The sequence below is a fragment of the Actinomycetospora lemnae genome (assembly GCF_028737315.1).
Classification (GTDB): Bacteria; Actinomycetota; Actinomycetes; order Mycobacteriales; family Pseudonocardiaceae; genus Actinomycetospora; species Actinomycetospora lemnae.
The window spans coordinates 179,638-194,403 of record NZ_JAQZAO010000005.1; the positions used below are offsets into that span (position 1 = coordinate 179,638).

The 14,766-nt window shown below is 75.2% G+C and carries 11 protein-coding genes and 1 riboswitch; of the genes, 7 read left to right on the plus strand and 4 right to left on the minus strand.

Features of this window, described 5'->3' with window-relative positions:
* Positions 1–21: 21 nt before the first annotated feature.
* Positions 22–783: a DUF6474 family protein gene (locus PGB27_RS13020; RefSeq protein ID WP_274200787.1), complete on the minus strand. Its 762-nt coding sequence runs from the start codon at positions 781–783 to the stop codon at positions 22–24.
* 244 nt (positions 784–1,027) lie between these two features.
* Here PGB27_RS13020 and PGB27_RS13025 point away from each other — a divergent pair, with 244 nt between their 5' ends.
* Complete coding sequence (locus PGB27_RS13025) at positions 1,028–2,794, plus strand: TM0106 family RecB-like putative nuclease (RefSeq protein ID WP_274200788.1); 1,767 nt, start codon at positions 1,028–1,030, stop codon at positions 2,792–2,794.
* Here PGB27_RS13025 and PGB27_RS13030 read toward each other — a convergent pair.
* Together PGB27_RS13030 and PGB27_RS13035 are read right to left on the minus strand one after the other, a co-directional pair.
* Positions 2,791–3,549 carry an SDR family NAD(P)-dependent oxidoreductase gene (locus PGB27_RS13030; protein ID WP_274200789.1) on the minus strand — a complete coding sequence of 253 codons (759 nt, stop codon included), beginning with the start codon at positions 3,547–3,549 and terminating at the stop codon, positions 2,791–2,793. The genes PGB27_RS13025 and PGB27_RS13030 overlap by 4 nt on opposite strands.
* Positions 3,550–3,670: 121 nt before the next feature.
* A complete protein-coding gene (locus PGB27_RS13035; RefSeq protein ID WP_274200790.1) occupies positions 3,671–4,870 on the minus strand; it encodes an SAM-dependent methyltransferase in 1,200 nt (399 codons plus the stop codon).
* 877 nt (positions 4,871–5,747) lie between these two features.
* Here PGB27_RS13035 and PGB27_RS13040 point away from each other — a divergent pair.
* The 3 genes from PGB27_RS13040 to PGB27_RS13050 all read left to right on the plus strand — a co-directional run bounded on the left by PGB27_RS13040 (position 5,748) and on the right by PGB27_RS13050 (position 9,058).
* Entirely contained in the window at positions 5,748–6,587 is an 840-nt protein-coding gene (locus PGB27_RS13040; RefSeq protein WP_274200791.1) for a hypothetical protein, read from the plus strand.
* Between the two features lie 24 nt (positions 6,588–6,611).
* On the plus strand, positions 6,612–7,388 hold the full coding sequence (locus PGB27_RS13045; RefSeq protein ID WP_274200792.1) for a PIG-L family deacetylase: 777 nt from the start codon (positions 6,612–6,614) through the stop codon (positions 7,386–7,388).
* A 140-nt stretch (positions 7,389–7,528) separates the two neighbouring features.
* Positions 7,529–9,058 (plus strand): hypothetical protein, encoded by a 1,530-nt coding sequence (locus PGB27_RS13050; protein WP_274200793.1) that lies wholly within the window; start codon positions 7,529–7,531, stop codon positions 9,056–9,058.
* Between the two features lie 22 nt (positions 9,059–9,080).
* Here the strand turns inward: PGB27_RS13050 and PGB27_RS13055 are convergent, their stop codons facing one another.
* Positions 9,081–9,686, minus strand: coding sequence for a response regulator transcription factor (locus PGB27_RS13055; RefSeq protein ID WP_274200794.1), 606 nt, complete (start codon positions 9,684–9,686; stop codon positions 9,081–9,083).
* 531 nt (positions 9,687–10,217) lie between these two features.
* On the opposite strand from PGB27_RS13055, the gene PGB27_RS13060 reads away from it, so the two are divergent.
* From PGB27_RS13060 to PGB27_RS13070, 3 genes are all read left to right on the plus strand, one after another.
* The gene (locus PGB27_RS13060) at positions 10,218–11,570 is read left to right on the plus strand and encodes a DUF1996 domain-containing protein (protein WP_274200795.1); all 1,353 of its coding nucleotides are present in this window, start codon (positions 10,218–10,220) and stop codon (positions 11,568–11,570) included.
* A gap of 115 nt (positions 11,571–11,685) precedes the next feature.
* Positions 11,686–11,799: riboswitch (TPP riboswitch) on the plus strand.
* Positions 11,791–13,170 (plus strand): purine-cytosine permease family protein, encoded by a 1,380-nt coding sequence (locus tag PGB27_RS13065; RefSeq protein ID WP_274200796.1) that lies wholly within the window; start codon positions 11,791–11,793, stop codon positions 13,168–13,170. Its footprint overlaps the riboswitch before it by 9 nt.
* A gap of 77 nt (positions 13,171–13,247) precedes the next feature.
* Positions 13,248–14,750 carry a GDSL-type esterase/lipase family protein gene (locus PGB27_RS13070; RefSeq protein WP_274200797.1) on the plus strand — a complete coding sequence of 501 codons (1,503 nt, stop codon included), beginning with the start codon at positions 13,248–13,250 and terminating at the stop codon, positions 14,748–14,750.
* Positions 14,751–14,766 lie beyond the last annotated feature (16 nt).

A 14,766-nucleotide genomic window follows, 5' to 3' on the forward strand; every position in this document is an offset into this window, starting at 1 on the left:
GTCACGGGGAGCCGGGACGGATCAGGTCGGGTTGGCCGCGTCCCGGGAATCGATCGCGGTGCGCTGGCCGCCACCGAGACCCCACAGGCCGAGCAGGCGGTCCTCGATCCGCTCGAGCTCGCCCGCGATCGCGACGTGGGCACTGCGGCGGCGGCTCGACGGCATCTGGTCGGCCGCGCGGATCGCGGACTCCATGTCGGTGAGCCGCTGCTCGGCGTCCTCGACGAACGACCGGATCTCGCGCCCGCGGTCGTCGTTGCCGGTGCCGTGACGGTCGCGCAGGTCGTGCGCGGAGAGGGCGAGGTTGTGCACGCGGGCGTACAGGTGCGCGCCCCGTCCGGTGAACTCGGAGAGCTCGTCGGGGGCGATGCCGAGCTGGCGCGCGCGGTGGGCGTCCCAGCGGTCCCGCGCCACACCGACGGCCTGGTAGACGATCGGGGCCACGACCGGCACGACGACCCGCGCGATCCCGATGTAGCGCTTGACCTTCGCGCCGGTCCAGGGGTCGGCGGCGGTGCCCTCGAGGCCGTCGTCCGCCTCGAGCTCGGACTCGTCGGCCTTCCGCCGCTTCTTCGCGGCCTTGATGGCCTTCTTGTCGCCGAGGAGGGTCGCCTCCTGGGTCTCCGCGAGGTGGCGCGCGGCCAGTGCGGCCCGGCGCCGCTCCTTCTGTGCCTTGACGGCGAGGTCCGCGGCCTTGCGGCTGACGACGTAGACGTCCTCGCCGACCTGGGTCGCGTCCGCCTCCGTCGCGGGCCGTCCGCGGTGGCGCCGCAGCAGTCCCATGGACCCTCCCGTCGTCGTGCCCGTGGCGCGGCGCCCCGGACGGATCGCCCGCACCCTAGTGGCCCGGCGGACGCGCCGGACCGTGATCGTCCCGGCGCGCCGCCGCGCCCGGCGGTCACGGCCGGTCGGGGGCCGTATGCCCGGGTCCTCCCCGCGCCACACCCCGCCCCTGCCCGGACGGGGCCCGGGACGGCCGGAGCCCGTGACCAGCGGCCCTGTCGGGGTGCCGTGGGAAACTCGGTCCATGAGCACGACCACCGCGTACGAGGCCGGCGACGGGTGTCCGCCCGCCGCGCCCGCCCCGTCGCCGCGGCCGGTCCTGCTCGACGCCGCCGCGACCACGCGGTGCCGCCGCCGGGTCCACCTCGAGCACGTGCCGCCGGAGGACCTCGGTCCCGGGGGCGTGCCGGCCGGCGACGACGCCGATCCCGGGGTCGCGATGCGCCGCGCCGACGCGGCGGCGCACCGGGCCGTGCTGGCCGGGCGGTGGGCGGAGCTGCTGGGCTCGCGCTGGGCGGCGGTGCCGCCGGCGCCGACGGCCGCGGCCCGCGTCGTCGCGACGCGCGAGCTGCTGGCCGACGACGAGCGCCGCCCCGACGTCGTGGGCAACGCCGAGCTCCCGGCGGCCGAGGGACGCCGCGGCGGGGCGGAGGCGCTGGTGCGCGCGGTGCCCGGCGACCCGGCCTCGGGCTGGTGGCCGCTGATCGTCGTGCGTCACCGCGTGACCGACCCGGGGGAGGGCGCGCTCACCTCGCCGCTCGGGCAGCCCCACCCCGAGGCGGCGACCTGGGACGAGACGCGGCGGGTCCGCACGGTCACGCGCGACGTGCTGCGGCTGGCCCACCTGCACCGCATGCTGCGCGCGGCCGGCCTCGCGCCGCCCGAGGAGCCGGACGCGCCGGTGTGGGGCGGGGTCGTCGGCATGGACGCCGACGCCGTGGTGTGGATCGACCTCGCCGACGCCGGCGCCGGCGGGCGCAGCGCGCTCGAGACCTACGACCGGCGCCACGGCGACCGGCTGGCCGTCGCCGAGGCCGCCCGTTCGCGGGGGCCCGCGCTCGCGGAGCCGTCGCGGATCACCGAGTGCCGCCGCTGTCCCTGGTGGCCGACGTGCGAGGCGGCGCTGCGTGCGGTCGACGACGTCAGCCTCGTGGTGCGGGGTGACGCCGCGCTGCGCCTGCGCGGCCGGGGGGTCACGACGGTGCGCGAGCTCGCCGCGCTCGACCCGGCGGCGGGCCTGCCCGGGCCGGAGCCGGACCCGGAGGTGCCCGAGGCCGGCGAGGTGCCCGACCTCGTCGAGGCCGTCGCGCTCGCCCGTGCCTGGAGCCGCGACGTCCCGCTCGTGCGCCGCGTCGAGCGCCCCGCCGTGGCCCGCGGCGACGTCGAGGTGGACGTCGACATGGAGAGCCTCGGCGAGGACGGCGCCTACCTGTGGGGCGCGCTGCTCACCGGCGCGGACATCGGGCTCGAGCAGGGCTACCGGGCGTTCGTGACGTGGGACCCGCTGCCCACCCGCGACGAGGGGCGTTCGTTCGGCGAGTTCTGGACGTGGCTCGCCGACGTCCGCGCCCGCTGTGCCGCGCGCGGGCTCGTGCTGCGCGCCTACTGCTACAACGAGCAGGCCGAGAACCGCTGGCTACGGGCGTCGGCCGAGCGCTTCGCGGGCATGGCCGGCGTGCCCCCGGCCGAGGAGGTCGAGGAGTTCATCGCCTCCGAGGCGTGGATCGACCTGTTCCCCGCGGTCAGCGAGTCGTTCCTCTGCCCGCACGGCAAGGGACTCAAGCGGGTCGCGCCGTCGGCCGGGTTCGCGTGGCACGACCCGGAGGCCGGCGGCGAGAACTCCATGCGCTGGTACCGCGACGCGGTCGGGCTCGACGGTGGCGAGCCCGACCCCGCCCAGCGCGAACGCCTGCTGGTCTACAACGCCGACGACGTGCGGGCCACGTGGACGCTGCGCACGTGGATGACCTCGGAGCGCGTGCTCGAGGTGCCCCACCTCGCCGATCTCTAGCGGGGCTGCATCCGCAGGCCGCCGTCGAAGCGGATGACCTCGGCGTTGAGGTAGTCGTGCTCGATGATCTGGGCGACGAGCTGGGCGTACTCGTCGGGGCGCCCGAGACGCTGCGGGAACGGGATGCCGGCGGCGAGCTGCTCGCGGAACGACTCCTCCACCCCGGCGAGCATCGGGGTGTCGATGATCCCGGGCGCGATGGTCATGACGCGGATGCCGTACTGCGCGAGGTCGCGCGCGGCGGGCACCGTCATGCCGACCACGCCGCCCTTGGACGCCGAGTAGGCGATCTGCCCGATCTGGCCCTCGAACGCCGCGACCGACGCGGTGTTGACGACGACCCCGCGCGCGCCGTCGGCCAGCGGCTCGGTCTGCGCGATGGCCTCGGCGGCCAGGCGCATGACGTTGAACGTGCCGATCAGGTTCACGCCGATGACCTGGTTGAACACCGCGAGGTCGTGCGGCCCCTTCTTCGACAGCACGCGGCCGGCGGTGCCGATGCCCGCGCAGTTGACGACGACGCGCAGCGGCAGCCCGGTGGCCGTGGCCGCCTCGACCGCCGCGGACACCTGGTCCTCGTCGGTCACGTCGGCGCCGACGTACTCGACGCCGTCGAGCGCCTCGGCGTCGTCCACGGCCTTCGGCAGGTCGATCGCGACGACGCGCGCGCCGTCCTTCGCGAGCCGGCGGACGGTGGCCCCGCCGAGGCCGGAGGCCCCGCCGGTGACGATCGCGGCGACGTCGGTGGTGTCCATCTCTCTGCGGCGCTCCTCTGCGGCACGGTCACGACAGGGCGTCGTGTACCCGCGCGGAGGCTATCCCCGACACCGCGTGCCGGTCAGCGATGACTGTTCGTGAACGACGCCACGCCGGCGCTCAGGGACGGGCGATCCCGAGCTGGTAGTCGTCGAGGTACCCCGATGCGAACCCGGCCTCGGAGTAGGCGAGGTAGAAGTCCCACATCCGCACGAAGGTCTCGTCGAAGCCGAGCGCGCGGACCTCCGGCTCGCGCCCGAGGAACGTCGCCCGCCAGCGGTGCAGCGTCTCGGCGTAGTCGAGCCCGATCGAGCGCCGGTCGACCACCGCCATCGACGTGTGCCGCGCCAGCGTCCGGTCGATCGCCTCGAGGCTCGGGATCAGGCCGCCGGGGAAGACGTACTTGTGGATCCAGGTGTACGACGACTTGGTCGCCTCGAGGCGGTGGTGCGGCATCGTGATCGACTGCAGCCCGAAGCGGCCGCCCGGGGCGAGGAGACGGTCGACGGTGGCGAAGTACTCGGGCCAGAAGCGCTCGCCGACCGCCTCGACCATCTCGACGCTGACCACGGCGTCGTAGGTGCCGGTGGCCTCGCGGTAGTCGCGGACGTCGATCGTGATGCGGTCGGAGACCCCGGCGCTCTCGGCGCGGACGCGGGCGAGCTCGGCCTGCTCGACCGAGAGGGTCAGCGTGGTGACGCGCGCGCCGCGGCGGGCGGCGCGGATCGCCGTCTCGCCCCAGCCGGTGCCGATCTCGAGCACGTGCTGCCCGGCGCGCACGCCGGCGAGGTCGAGGATGCCGTCGATCTTGCGGTGCTGGGCGTCGACGAGGGGCTCGTCCGGGCGCTCCGGGTCGAACCAGGCGGCCGAGTACATCATCGACTCGTCGAGGAAGAGCGCGAACAGCTCGTTCGACAGGTCGTAGTGGCGGTGCACGTTCTCCTGGGACACGGCGGCGTCGGCCGCGACCTCCTCGTGCGGCTGCCCGCGGTCGTAGAGACGGCGCAGCCCGCGCAGCGGACGCGGGACGAGCTCCTCGACGTGGTCGGTCAGGGTGCGCAGGACGCCGACGAGGTCGTCGGAGTCCCAGTCGCCGACCATCCACGCCTCGCCGAAGCCGATCAGCCCCAGCCGGCCGAGACGGGTGAAGAACGCCTCGGGACGGATCAGCCGCAGCCCGGGGCCCTGCGGGTCGCCCTCGAGCGACCCGTCCGGCCACACCAGGTGCATCGGCAGCCGCTTCACCGCCGCCCGGACCAGACCCCGGGCCACCGTCATCCGCAGCTGGTTCTTGCCCGGGTCCCGCAGGCCCGGCCACACGCCCTCCGCGGGCCTCGGGACGACACGGCCGGTGACAGGGGCGGTACTGCGCGTGCTCGGCGACACAGGTGTCGTCCTCTCGTCCGCGGCCCTCGGGTTGGACCGCTGGGGGCGTCGTCCGTGGCGCACCCCGTGCACGCCACGTCGCCGCCTCCTTCGTGACGCGCCGCCGAGGTGTTCGCTGCTTTTCGTGGAGATCACGCCCGGAGCGCGTCCTCCGGTGATCACTCACGGACCGCTGTCGTGCGTTACCGTGCGGAACCTGCCCAGGTCGGACGCGGTCCGGCGGCGACCGTGGAGGAAGGTGCGATGGGCGTCCCCGAGCAGCTGCGACGGCTCGACGAGGACCTGGCGACCGGCCGGGTCGACGCCGAGTCGTACCGGCGCCGGCGGGACGCGCTCCTCGCCAGCCGCCTGCCCCCGCCGCCCGCCGCCCGCGACGACCTCGACGACAGCGAGCTCGACGCCGCCGAGCGGGAGCTGGGCTTCGATCCCGAGTTCGACGCCGGGTACGAGGCGCGGCGACCGGCGGGGGGAGGTGCGCCAGCGGGTCGTCCGGGGCCGCCGTCGGGTGGGGCCCCGACGGGGCGGCCGGCCGGACCGTCGGCCCCCGGGGCCCCGAACGGCCGGCCTCCCGCAGGCCCGCCACCCGGGCAACATCCCGGCCCGGCGGCCGGGCCCACGACCCGGCCCCCGGCCGGCCCCGGCGCTCCGGGGTCGGCCACCGGGTCGGCCACCAGGTCGGACGCCGCGCCCGGCGCTCCGCGGTCGGCGAGGGCGGTGGGAGCCGCGCCCGCGCGTCCGCCCGACGGGCGCGACGTCGGCGCGAGGGGCCGTGGCCCGACCGACGACTGCGGACGGTCCCGCAGCTCCAGCCGTGCCCGCCACCGACGCCGGGACGACCTCGCCCGCCGATGCCCCGCCGCCGACCAGCACGTCGACCCCGACACCCACCGCTCCGACCGCGGCTCCGGCCACCGAGGCAACTGCGGACACGTCCACCGACACCGCCGCCGAGCCCGCCCCGGCCGGGTCGGCTCCGGCGACGAGCAGCGCCGACCACCCCGACCAGGACGAGGCCGCGGCACCCCGCGGCATCCCCGTTCCCGCGACGCCCGCCGAGGCGCCGCCGCTGCCCGAGACACGGTCCTCGCCCGCCCTGCGGCCCCCGCCGCCGCCGGTCGAGGAGGACGACCCCGAGACCGACGAGCGGCCCCTGCCGGCCGACCCCTTCCCGCCACCGTTCCGGTGGTCGGCGGAGGACGCCGAGGAGGCGTCGCCCGACACGACGCAGGTCGTGCGGGGCGCGGCGGGACCGGCCGCCGACCGCACCCAGGTCGTGAGCCGCCAGGACCGGGAGCCGGTGCCGGAGGAGACGCAGGTCGTGCGCCGGCGTGGGGCCGCCGCGCCGCCGTGGCCGGCGCCGGAGCGCGGCACCGGCCGCTCCCCGTGGGCCGGGGGCCCCGCACGGCAGCCGCCCCCGGAGCGCACCCAGTTCGTGCCCGGCGCGGTGCCGGCCCACGCGGCGGGGGGCGGGGCCGTGCGCCCCGAGGACACCGCGCCGCCGTGGGCGAGCGCCGCCGCCCGTTCGGAGGGGCTGCAGGGCCGGGAGCTGTTCGCCCGCGGTCCGGGGCCGCGCGCGGGCGTCATCCTCGGGACCGTCGCCCTGCTGCTGCTCGTCGCGATCGTGCTGGTGGCGTCGATCGCGCTGGCCTGAGGCGTCGTCACTAGGCTCGCGGGCGTGGCGACCATGGTCACCTTCCACGCACACCCCGACGACGAGTGCATCGCCTGCGGCGGCGTCATGCGCGCCGCGGCCGACGCCGGCCACCGGGTGGTCCTGGTGGTCGCGACGCGCGGCGAGCACGGCGAGATCGTCCCCGGCGTCCTCACCGACGGCGAGTCGCTCGCCGAGCGACGGGTCAAGGAGACCCACGCGGCGGCCGACATCCTGGGCGTCGCGCGGGTCGAGTTCCTCGGCTACGTCGACTCCGGCATGGTCGACACCGAGACCAACGGCGCGCCCGGGTCGTTCTGGTCCGCGGACGTCGAGGAGGCGGCCGAGCGGCTCGCGGCGATCCTGCGGGAGGAGGACGCCGAGGTCCTCACCTGTTACGACCGCATCGGCGGCTACGGCCACCCCGACCACATCCAGGTCCACCGCGTGGGCCGGCGCGCCGGCGAGCTGGCCGGCACGCCGCGGGTCTACGAGTCGACGAGCAACCGCGACGAGTTCCGGCGCATGGCCGCGATGGCGCGCGAGGCCGGCGAGGAGATGCCCGACCTCGACCCCGACGGCTTCGGCTCGCCCGAGGCGGAGCTGACGACGCGCGTCGACGTGACGCCGTGGCTCGAGGCCAAGCGGGCGGCCATGCGGGCGCACCGCAGCCAGATCCCCGACGACTCCTTCTTCCTCGCCCTCCCCGAGGACCGCTTCGCGCTGGCCTTCGGCACCGAGTGGTTCATCCGGGTCGGCGGCGACCCCACGCAGCGCGAGGACACCCTCTTCCCCGCGTAGTCGCGACACCACGGGCCTCCTCGGAGGGGTCGTCGCGCGACGTGGTGATATGGGAGGCGACACCGACACTGCGGGACGGAGCCGGCGGATGCCGAACGAGATCGTCGTCGACCCGCGTCCCGAGGCGGGGGAGAGCTGACGTGGCGACCGGCCTCGACCCGGCGAGCGGATCGGTCCGCGACCTGCCCACCCTCGTCGACGACACCCCACCCACCGGCACCCGGCGGCGACCGTCGCCGGAGACGCTGCTCGCGGCCGCCGTCGGCGCGCTCATGGGCGGGCTGCTGTTCCTCGTGGCCTACCGGGGGATGCCGGACGACTCCTACATCACGCTCGACTACGCCCGGAACGTCGCCGAGCTCGGGCACTGGGGCCTGACCCCGTTCCGGGACGCGAACTCGGCCACCTCGCCGCTGAACGTCTGGCTGCTCGCCGGCGGCATCCTCGTCACCGGGCGCCCCGCGGTGTCCGCGGGCCTCGTGCTCGTCGCGACCACCGCGGTGATGGCCGTCTGGGCGGCGGGCCTGGCCGGCGAGCTCCGGCTGCGCCGGTTGCTGGTGGCGGCGCTGACGGTCGGGCTCGTCGTCACCTCGCCGATCTTCGCCGCCGTGGTCGGCATGGAGTCGTTCCTGGCGGCGGCCCTGCTCGTGGGCGTGGCCCGCTACGCCGCCGCGCGCCGGGCCGTCGCGACCGGTGTCGTCACCGGCTTCGCCGTGCTCACCCGCCCCGATCTCGTGCTGCCCGCCGTGGTCCTCGTGGTGGTGCTCTTCCTCGTCGCCGCGCCCCGCTCGTGGCGTCGGACGCTGGGCGCGCTGGGCGTCGGCGCGCTGGTGACGCTGCCGTGGCACGTGTGGTCGTGGTTCGTGCTCGGCAGCTTCGTGCCCGACAGCCTGATCATCAAGACGAGCGGGGCCTTCCCGGGCGGCGAGGTCTTCGGCAACGGCCCGTTGTTCATGGCCGAGCGCTGGCCGATCGCGATGCTCGTCGTCGGCGTGGTCGTCGGGGTCGGCGTGGTGTCGTTCGTGGTGTCGGCGGCCCGCTGGATCCGCGGGCGGGGACGGCTGCTCGACCGGGTCGTCGTCGCGTGCGGGCTGGCCGGCGCCGCGCACTACGCGGCGTACGCGGCGATGGGCGTCTCGTCCTACATCTGGTACTACTGCCCGTCGTTGGCGCTGCTGACCCTGTGCGCGGCCCTCGGCGCCGCCGACCTCAGCCTGCAGCGCACCGGCGCCGTCGTCACCGGCCTCGCGCTCGTCGCGGGCGTGAGCATCGGCCACCAGACCGGGCTCGGCATCCCGTGGCCCCACCCGGCGGTGTTCGGCAACTGGGCCAGCGCGGCCGACTACATCAACGCGGGCACCGGGCTCGGCCGCGAGCTCCCGCCGGGGCAGAGCGTCCTCGCGCCGGGCGAGATCGGCACCCTCGCCTTCGCGTGCCGCTGCGACATCGTCGACCAGTTCAGCGACCGCGCGCGGCTCATGTCGATCGTCGACTCGCGCCAGGCGACGGCGGGCCCGCTGGAGGGGTGGCTGCTGCGCGTCAACTTCCTGCACGCCGAGCGTGAGCCGGTCGAGCCGCCGGACCGCCAGCTGACCTACGAGACGGGCCCCGGCCCGGGCTGGCCGACCTACGTCATCGGCCGCGGCGCCGGCCACCTCGTGCTGCAGTAGAGCGGCACGGCCGCGGCGGGGCTCAGCCCTCGAGGATGTAGCCGCGCCCGCGGACGGTGCGGATGCGCTCCGCGCCGAGCTTGCGGCGCAGGTAGCCGATGTAGACCTCGACGATGTTCGACGTCGGCGGCCCGCCCCACACGCGCGTGACGAGCTGCTCCTGCGACATCGCCTGCCCGCGCGGGTGGCGGATGAGGGCGTCGACCACGGCGTACTCGGTGCGCGAGAGGCTCACCGGCTTGTTCTCGACGAAGACCTGCTCGAGCGCTGTGTCGACCGCCACTTCGCCGCGGCGCAGGAAGAGCTGCGCGGTGGGGCGGTCGTCGCCCAGGCGCAGCCGCAGGCGTGCCAGCAGCTCCTCCATGGGGAAGGGCGTGACCAGGTAGTCGTCCTGCGTCGCGCGCAGGGTCGAGACCGTGCGGTCGCGGGCCTCCGGGCTGGTCAGGGCGATGACGGGGGTGCGCGGGCTGTCGCGGTGGAGGTCCGCGAGGACCTCGACGGGCCGCAGCCCGGGCATCTCGACGTCGAGGACGACGGCGCGCGCGCCGCTCGCCCGGGCCGTGGCCCCGACGCTCCAGCTCTCACGGAGGAGTTGGGGTTCGAAGCCGTGGGACCGCAACGTCCCCACGAGGACGCTCGTTGTGCGGTGGGACGGGGCCACGCACAGCACGCGGCCCCGCTCTGCGCCCGCATAACGGTCAGGTCTCATCGCGGCCACTGTGGCCCGAGCTGCTCGCGGTTTCAATCGACGAGCGCCGAGCGGAGACGTGATGCTCGTCGGCGTCGCCGACCGGTGGTCACCTGAGAGCCGGGCGGTGCGAGCGGAGCACGGATTCATCCTTTCGGCGGCATCAGCCTGCCGATCGTCGCGCCGAGCGGGCCTGCGAGCGGTGTCCGGACACGGATTTTCTCAGCTCCGGTCTCAGTGAGCGGCCGTGTCCCTACCGTGACCTTTCGTCGGAGCCGGGCGGCGACGCTCCCCCTCAGTCCATGCCGCCGTCCGTGCTCCGCCGACACACCACCCGTGGACACCCGTGTCCCCGACGCCGACTCCCCGGACGAGCTCCCCACGTCCCGGCGCCGAGGGCACCCGTAGGAGGTTCCCGTGCCCCGACGCGGACGACATCGCGTATCACTCCCCAGGCGGCTGCTCGCGATCGTGGCGGCCCTGCTCATCACCGGCGGCATCGTCACCGTCGCCGGCTCGGCCTTCGCGGACTCCGAGGACGGGTCGAGCTCCGACTCCGGGATCCTCAGCGCCCTCACGGGCGACTCGTCCGAGGACGAGGGCGGATCCGGTGACGAGGAGTCCGGCGAGGACGGCTCGGACAACGGCTCCGACAACGGGTCCGACAACGGCTCCGACAACGGGTCCGAGGACCGTTCCGGTGACGGGTCCGACGACGGCCGGGGCGACGAGGGCCGGGGCGGCGACGAGGGCGACCAGGGCGACGACCAGCGCCGTGCCGACGAGAACAACGGGATGACCGAGGACGTCGGCGAGGTCGAGGCCGACAACGAGGGCGCCGACGTCGAGGCCGCCGAGGCCCGCGCCGCCCAGGAGGACCCCTTCCCGGGCCGTGACGAGGCCGCGGACGCCGACGAGGGCGACTACGTCGACATCAACGACGTCGAGCGCAACGGCAACATCGGCGAGGGCGGCGTGTTCAACGGCGCGTCCTACTCGGTGGACTGCGGCGTCAGCGACCACAACAACTCCGACAACTACATGGCTGCGCCGGGCAAGCGGAACGGTGCCCAGCACGTCCACGACTACGTCGGCAACCGCACGACCAACGCGAACTCGGACGACGACTCCCTCCAGGAGGCGGCGGACGCCGGTCAGACCTCCTGCCAGAACGGCGACGGGTCCACCTTCTTCTGGCCGGTGCTGCGCGACATCAACGGTGCGAGCCCCGACGAGGGCCGGGACGGCGGCAGCCTCGACGGCAACCGCGGCGCGATCCTCGAGCCGGCGTCCGTGGACCTCCGGTTCCACGGCCACGGTGACCGCGAGGTGCAGCCGATGCCCACCCACCTGATGATGATCATGGGCAACGCGAAGCAGGGCGCGCAGGACGGCAAGAACGTCAACGCGAAGTACACCTGCTCCGGGCAGGGCAACGAGGACCGGATCACCGCGCAGTACCCGATCTGCGGTGAGGGCGAGCAGCTCACGCGCATCCTCGACTACCCGAGCTGCTGGGACGGCGAGAACCTCGACTCGAAGGACTTCCGCTCCCACATCTTCTTCCCGGACGACCAGGGCAACTGCGAGTCCGACCAGACGCCGATCCCGGCGCTGCGGATCACGCTGAAGTACGACCAGCCCGAGGGTCGCTCGTTCCAGATCGACAGCTTCCCGAACGAGCAGCACGACCCGGCGACGGACCACTCCGACTACGAGAACGTCGCCACCGAGGCGCAGAACGAGGCCGGTGCCGAGTGCATCGCCGGCCGCATCCCCGCCGCGCAGTGCACGAACATCCCGCGTGAGGGGATCGACTCCTAGCAGGACCGCACGGACGCACGACCACGAGGGGCCGTCCACCGTGATCTCCGCGATCACGGCGGGCGGCCCCTCGCGTTCGTGCGCCCACCGACATACGGTCGGGGGCAGGCGCCGAGGCGGCGCTCACGGGAGTCCGGGCCAACCGGGCTGAGAGGGGACCACACCGCGGTCCCGACCGTCGGAACCTGATCCGGATCATGCCGGCGCAGGGAGGATGCGGATGAGCACGTCCACGCCCACGTCCGGGACCACCACGCCCGCCGAGGTGGCCCCCACCCTCGACGGGCCCGTCCCGCAGACGTTGGGGTTCCTCGACCAGGGCGCCTTCTGGGCCAACCTCGGCGTCAGCCTGCTGGGCTTCGCCGGGGTCCTCGCCGTCCTGCAGCCCGCCGGGGCGCCCGCGCTGACCGTCACCGCCGCCGTCGTCGCGACCGTGGTCGGCACCCTGATCGGCAGCGCGATGGTCGGGCTGTCGGCGATGCCCGGCGCCGCGACCGGGGCGCCGGCGATGGTGCTGCTGCGCGGCCTGTTCGGCGGGGTGCTGTCCTGGGTGCCGTCGGTGCTCAACGTCGTCCAGCTGATCGGGTGGGGGACGTTCGAGCTGGTCGTCATCGCGCAGGCGGGCACGCTCGCGCTCGGCGGCCCGACGTGGGCCTGGGTGCTCGGCGCCGGGGTGGTGACGACGCTGCTCACCCTGCGCCCGCTCGGGATGCTGCGGCTGCTGCGGCGGGTCGTGACGATCCTCGTCGCGATCTCCGTCGCCTACCTGGCCTGGTGGCTCTTCTCGCAGTTGTTGTCGGAGCCCGGCTCCGCAGGCCCCGCGGGTGGCTCCGAGCTGGACCTCGCCGCCGGCGGCGGCTCCTGGGCCGGGTTCTGGGCGGGCACCGACGCCGCGATCGCCGTCGCGGTCTCGTGGATCCCCGTCGCCTCGGACTTCTCCCGGCACTCCCGGCGCGTCTCCACCGCGTTCACCGCGGCCACGATCGGCTACGGCGTCACCCAGATCGTCTGCTTCGTCGTCGGCCTCGCCGCCCTCGCGCTGGTGGCGGGCAACGGCGACGCGGTGTTCGCGCCGATGCTCGCCGCGCCGCTCGGGCTCGTCGCGCTGCTCGTGCTCACGGCGCGCGAGACCGACCAGTCGTTCGCCAACGTCTACTCGACGGCGGTCTCGGTGCAGAACCTCGCGCCGCGCGCCGACCGTCGCGTGCTCTGCCTCGTCATCGGCGCGCTCATCACGGTGCTGGCGCTCGGCGTCACCATCGACGACTACGCGGTCTTCCTCGCCGTCATCGGGTCGGTGTTCGTGCCGCTGCTGGGCGTCGGGGTCGGGGACGCGCTCGTCCGCCGTGGCGCCGCGCCCGACCTGTCGCGCTGGGCGCCCTCCCGGCCGCTGATGGTCGTGGCCTGGGCGGTCGGGCTCGTCGTGTACCAGCTGGTCAACCCGGGTGGCGCCCCCGTCTGGTCGGACGCCTGGACCGCGGTGCGCGAGGCCCTCGGGTTCACGCCGCCCTCGTGGCTGTCGGCCTCGCTGCTGTCGTTCGTCGTCGCGACCGCAGTCGCGGCCGGGCTCGCCCTCGTGGAGCGCCGGCGCCGGACGTGACGTCCGCCTAGATGACGGGGACGGGGTGCGTCGGGTAGGGCTGGGAGGGACGTCCGCGCCGTCACCCGAGGAGGACCGTGGGCCGCCTCCGGGGCCGTGGCGCCCGAACCCTGGGCCGCGAGCTGCGCTCGCCGGTGACGCTGCTGCTCGTCGTCGTGTGCGTCGTCACCGGGGTGTGGGCGGCGCTGGTGCTCACCCCCGACCAGGACGTCGAGGCGTTCGGGCAGCAGATCAGCGTCGGGGCGCAGCCGCCGACCGCGACGCCGTCGGGGCCGCCGCGGATCGTGCAGATCGGCAACACCAGCTTCGACGTCCCCGACGTGACGATCTACGGGCCGCTGCGCCCGCAGCTCTCGATCGGCCCGGTGCAGCGCAACGAGACCGCCGGGCGCGCGGTGGAGTCCCTGGCGGAGGGCAGCAGCCCGGCCGACGCGCTCGCCGCGATCGTCGCGGGCTTCGAGCGGTGGTACGCCTGGGCGACGCTGGTCCTGGTCGCGGTCGTGCTGGGCGTGTGCGGGCTCGTCGGGTCGCTGCGCGTCCTCGCGGCCCTGCGGTCCACCGCGCGGCGGTCCGGGGCCGGGGCGCGGCCCGCCGTCATCGCCCGCCGGCTCTCCCGCACGCTCACGCGCTCGACGGTCGTCGCGCTGGCCGTCTCCCTCGTCGCGTGGGGGGTGTGCGGGGTGCTCGCCGTCGCCGGGGCCCAGGGACTGCGCGACGCGCGCTCGCTCACCGACCTCACCGGTGCCCACCACGTGACGCCCTCGCCGGTCGGCCCCGAGGTGTCGGGGGTGCGGGGCGTGGTGATCGGCGACTCCCGCGTCGCCCGGCTCGGTGGACCGCCGACGCCGGACGCCACGCCCGAGGACCTCGCCTGCGCCCGCAGCAGCGACTCGCTCGCGCGCCAGGTCGGCGCCGCGCTCGGCGACGAGGTGCTCAACCTCGCCTGCTCGGGCGCCCGGATCACCGCGGGCCTGCGCGCGCCACAGCAGGTCGGCGCGGTGCAGGTGCCGCCGCAGATCGGGCGGCTCAAGCAGGTCCAGGACCCGGCGTTCGTCGTCGTCGCGGTCGGCCCCAACGACCTGAACTGGACCGACCTCATCGGCTACTGCTACGCCGCCACCGACTGCGCCGACAACTTCACCGCCGGCGAGTTCCGCTACCGCCTCGCCGCCTTCGACCGCGACTACGCCGACCTCCTCGCCGACCTCGCCACCCTGCCCTCGCGGCCGCGGGTCGTCGTCGTCACCTCCTACGACGTGCTGCGCCCGGACGCGCGGTGCTCCACGGTGCGCGGGCCGCTGCAGTTCCCCGGGCTCACCCCGGACGAGATCGCCCTGCTCGCAGGCCGCAACGCGGAGCTCAACGGCGTGCTCACCGCCGGCGCCCGGCGCTACGGGTTCGACGTCGTCACCCCGCCGCTGCGCCCGCTGTGCACGCCCTCGCCCGACGGGCTGGGCCCGGACCTGCAGTCCCTCGAGGACCCGCACCCGTTCCACCCGACCGGGGTCGGGGTGCTGCGCCTCGCGATCCCCGTCGTCGACCGGATCGGCCTACCGTCCGGCGCACCGCCACCCGGCTGAGCGCGCCGCAGGCATC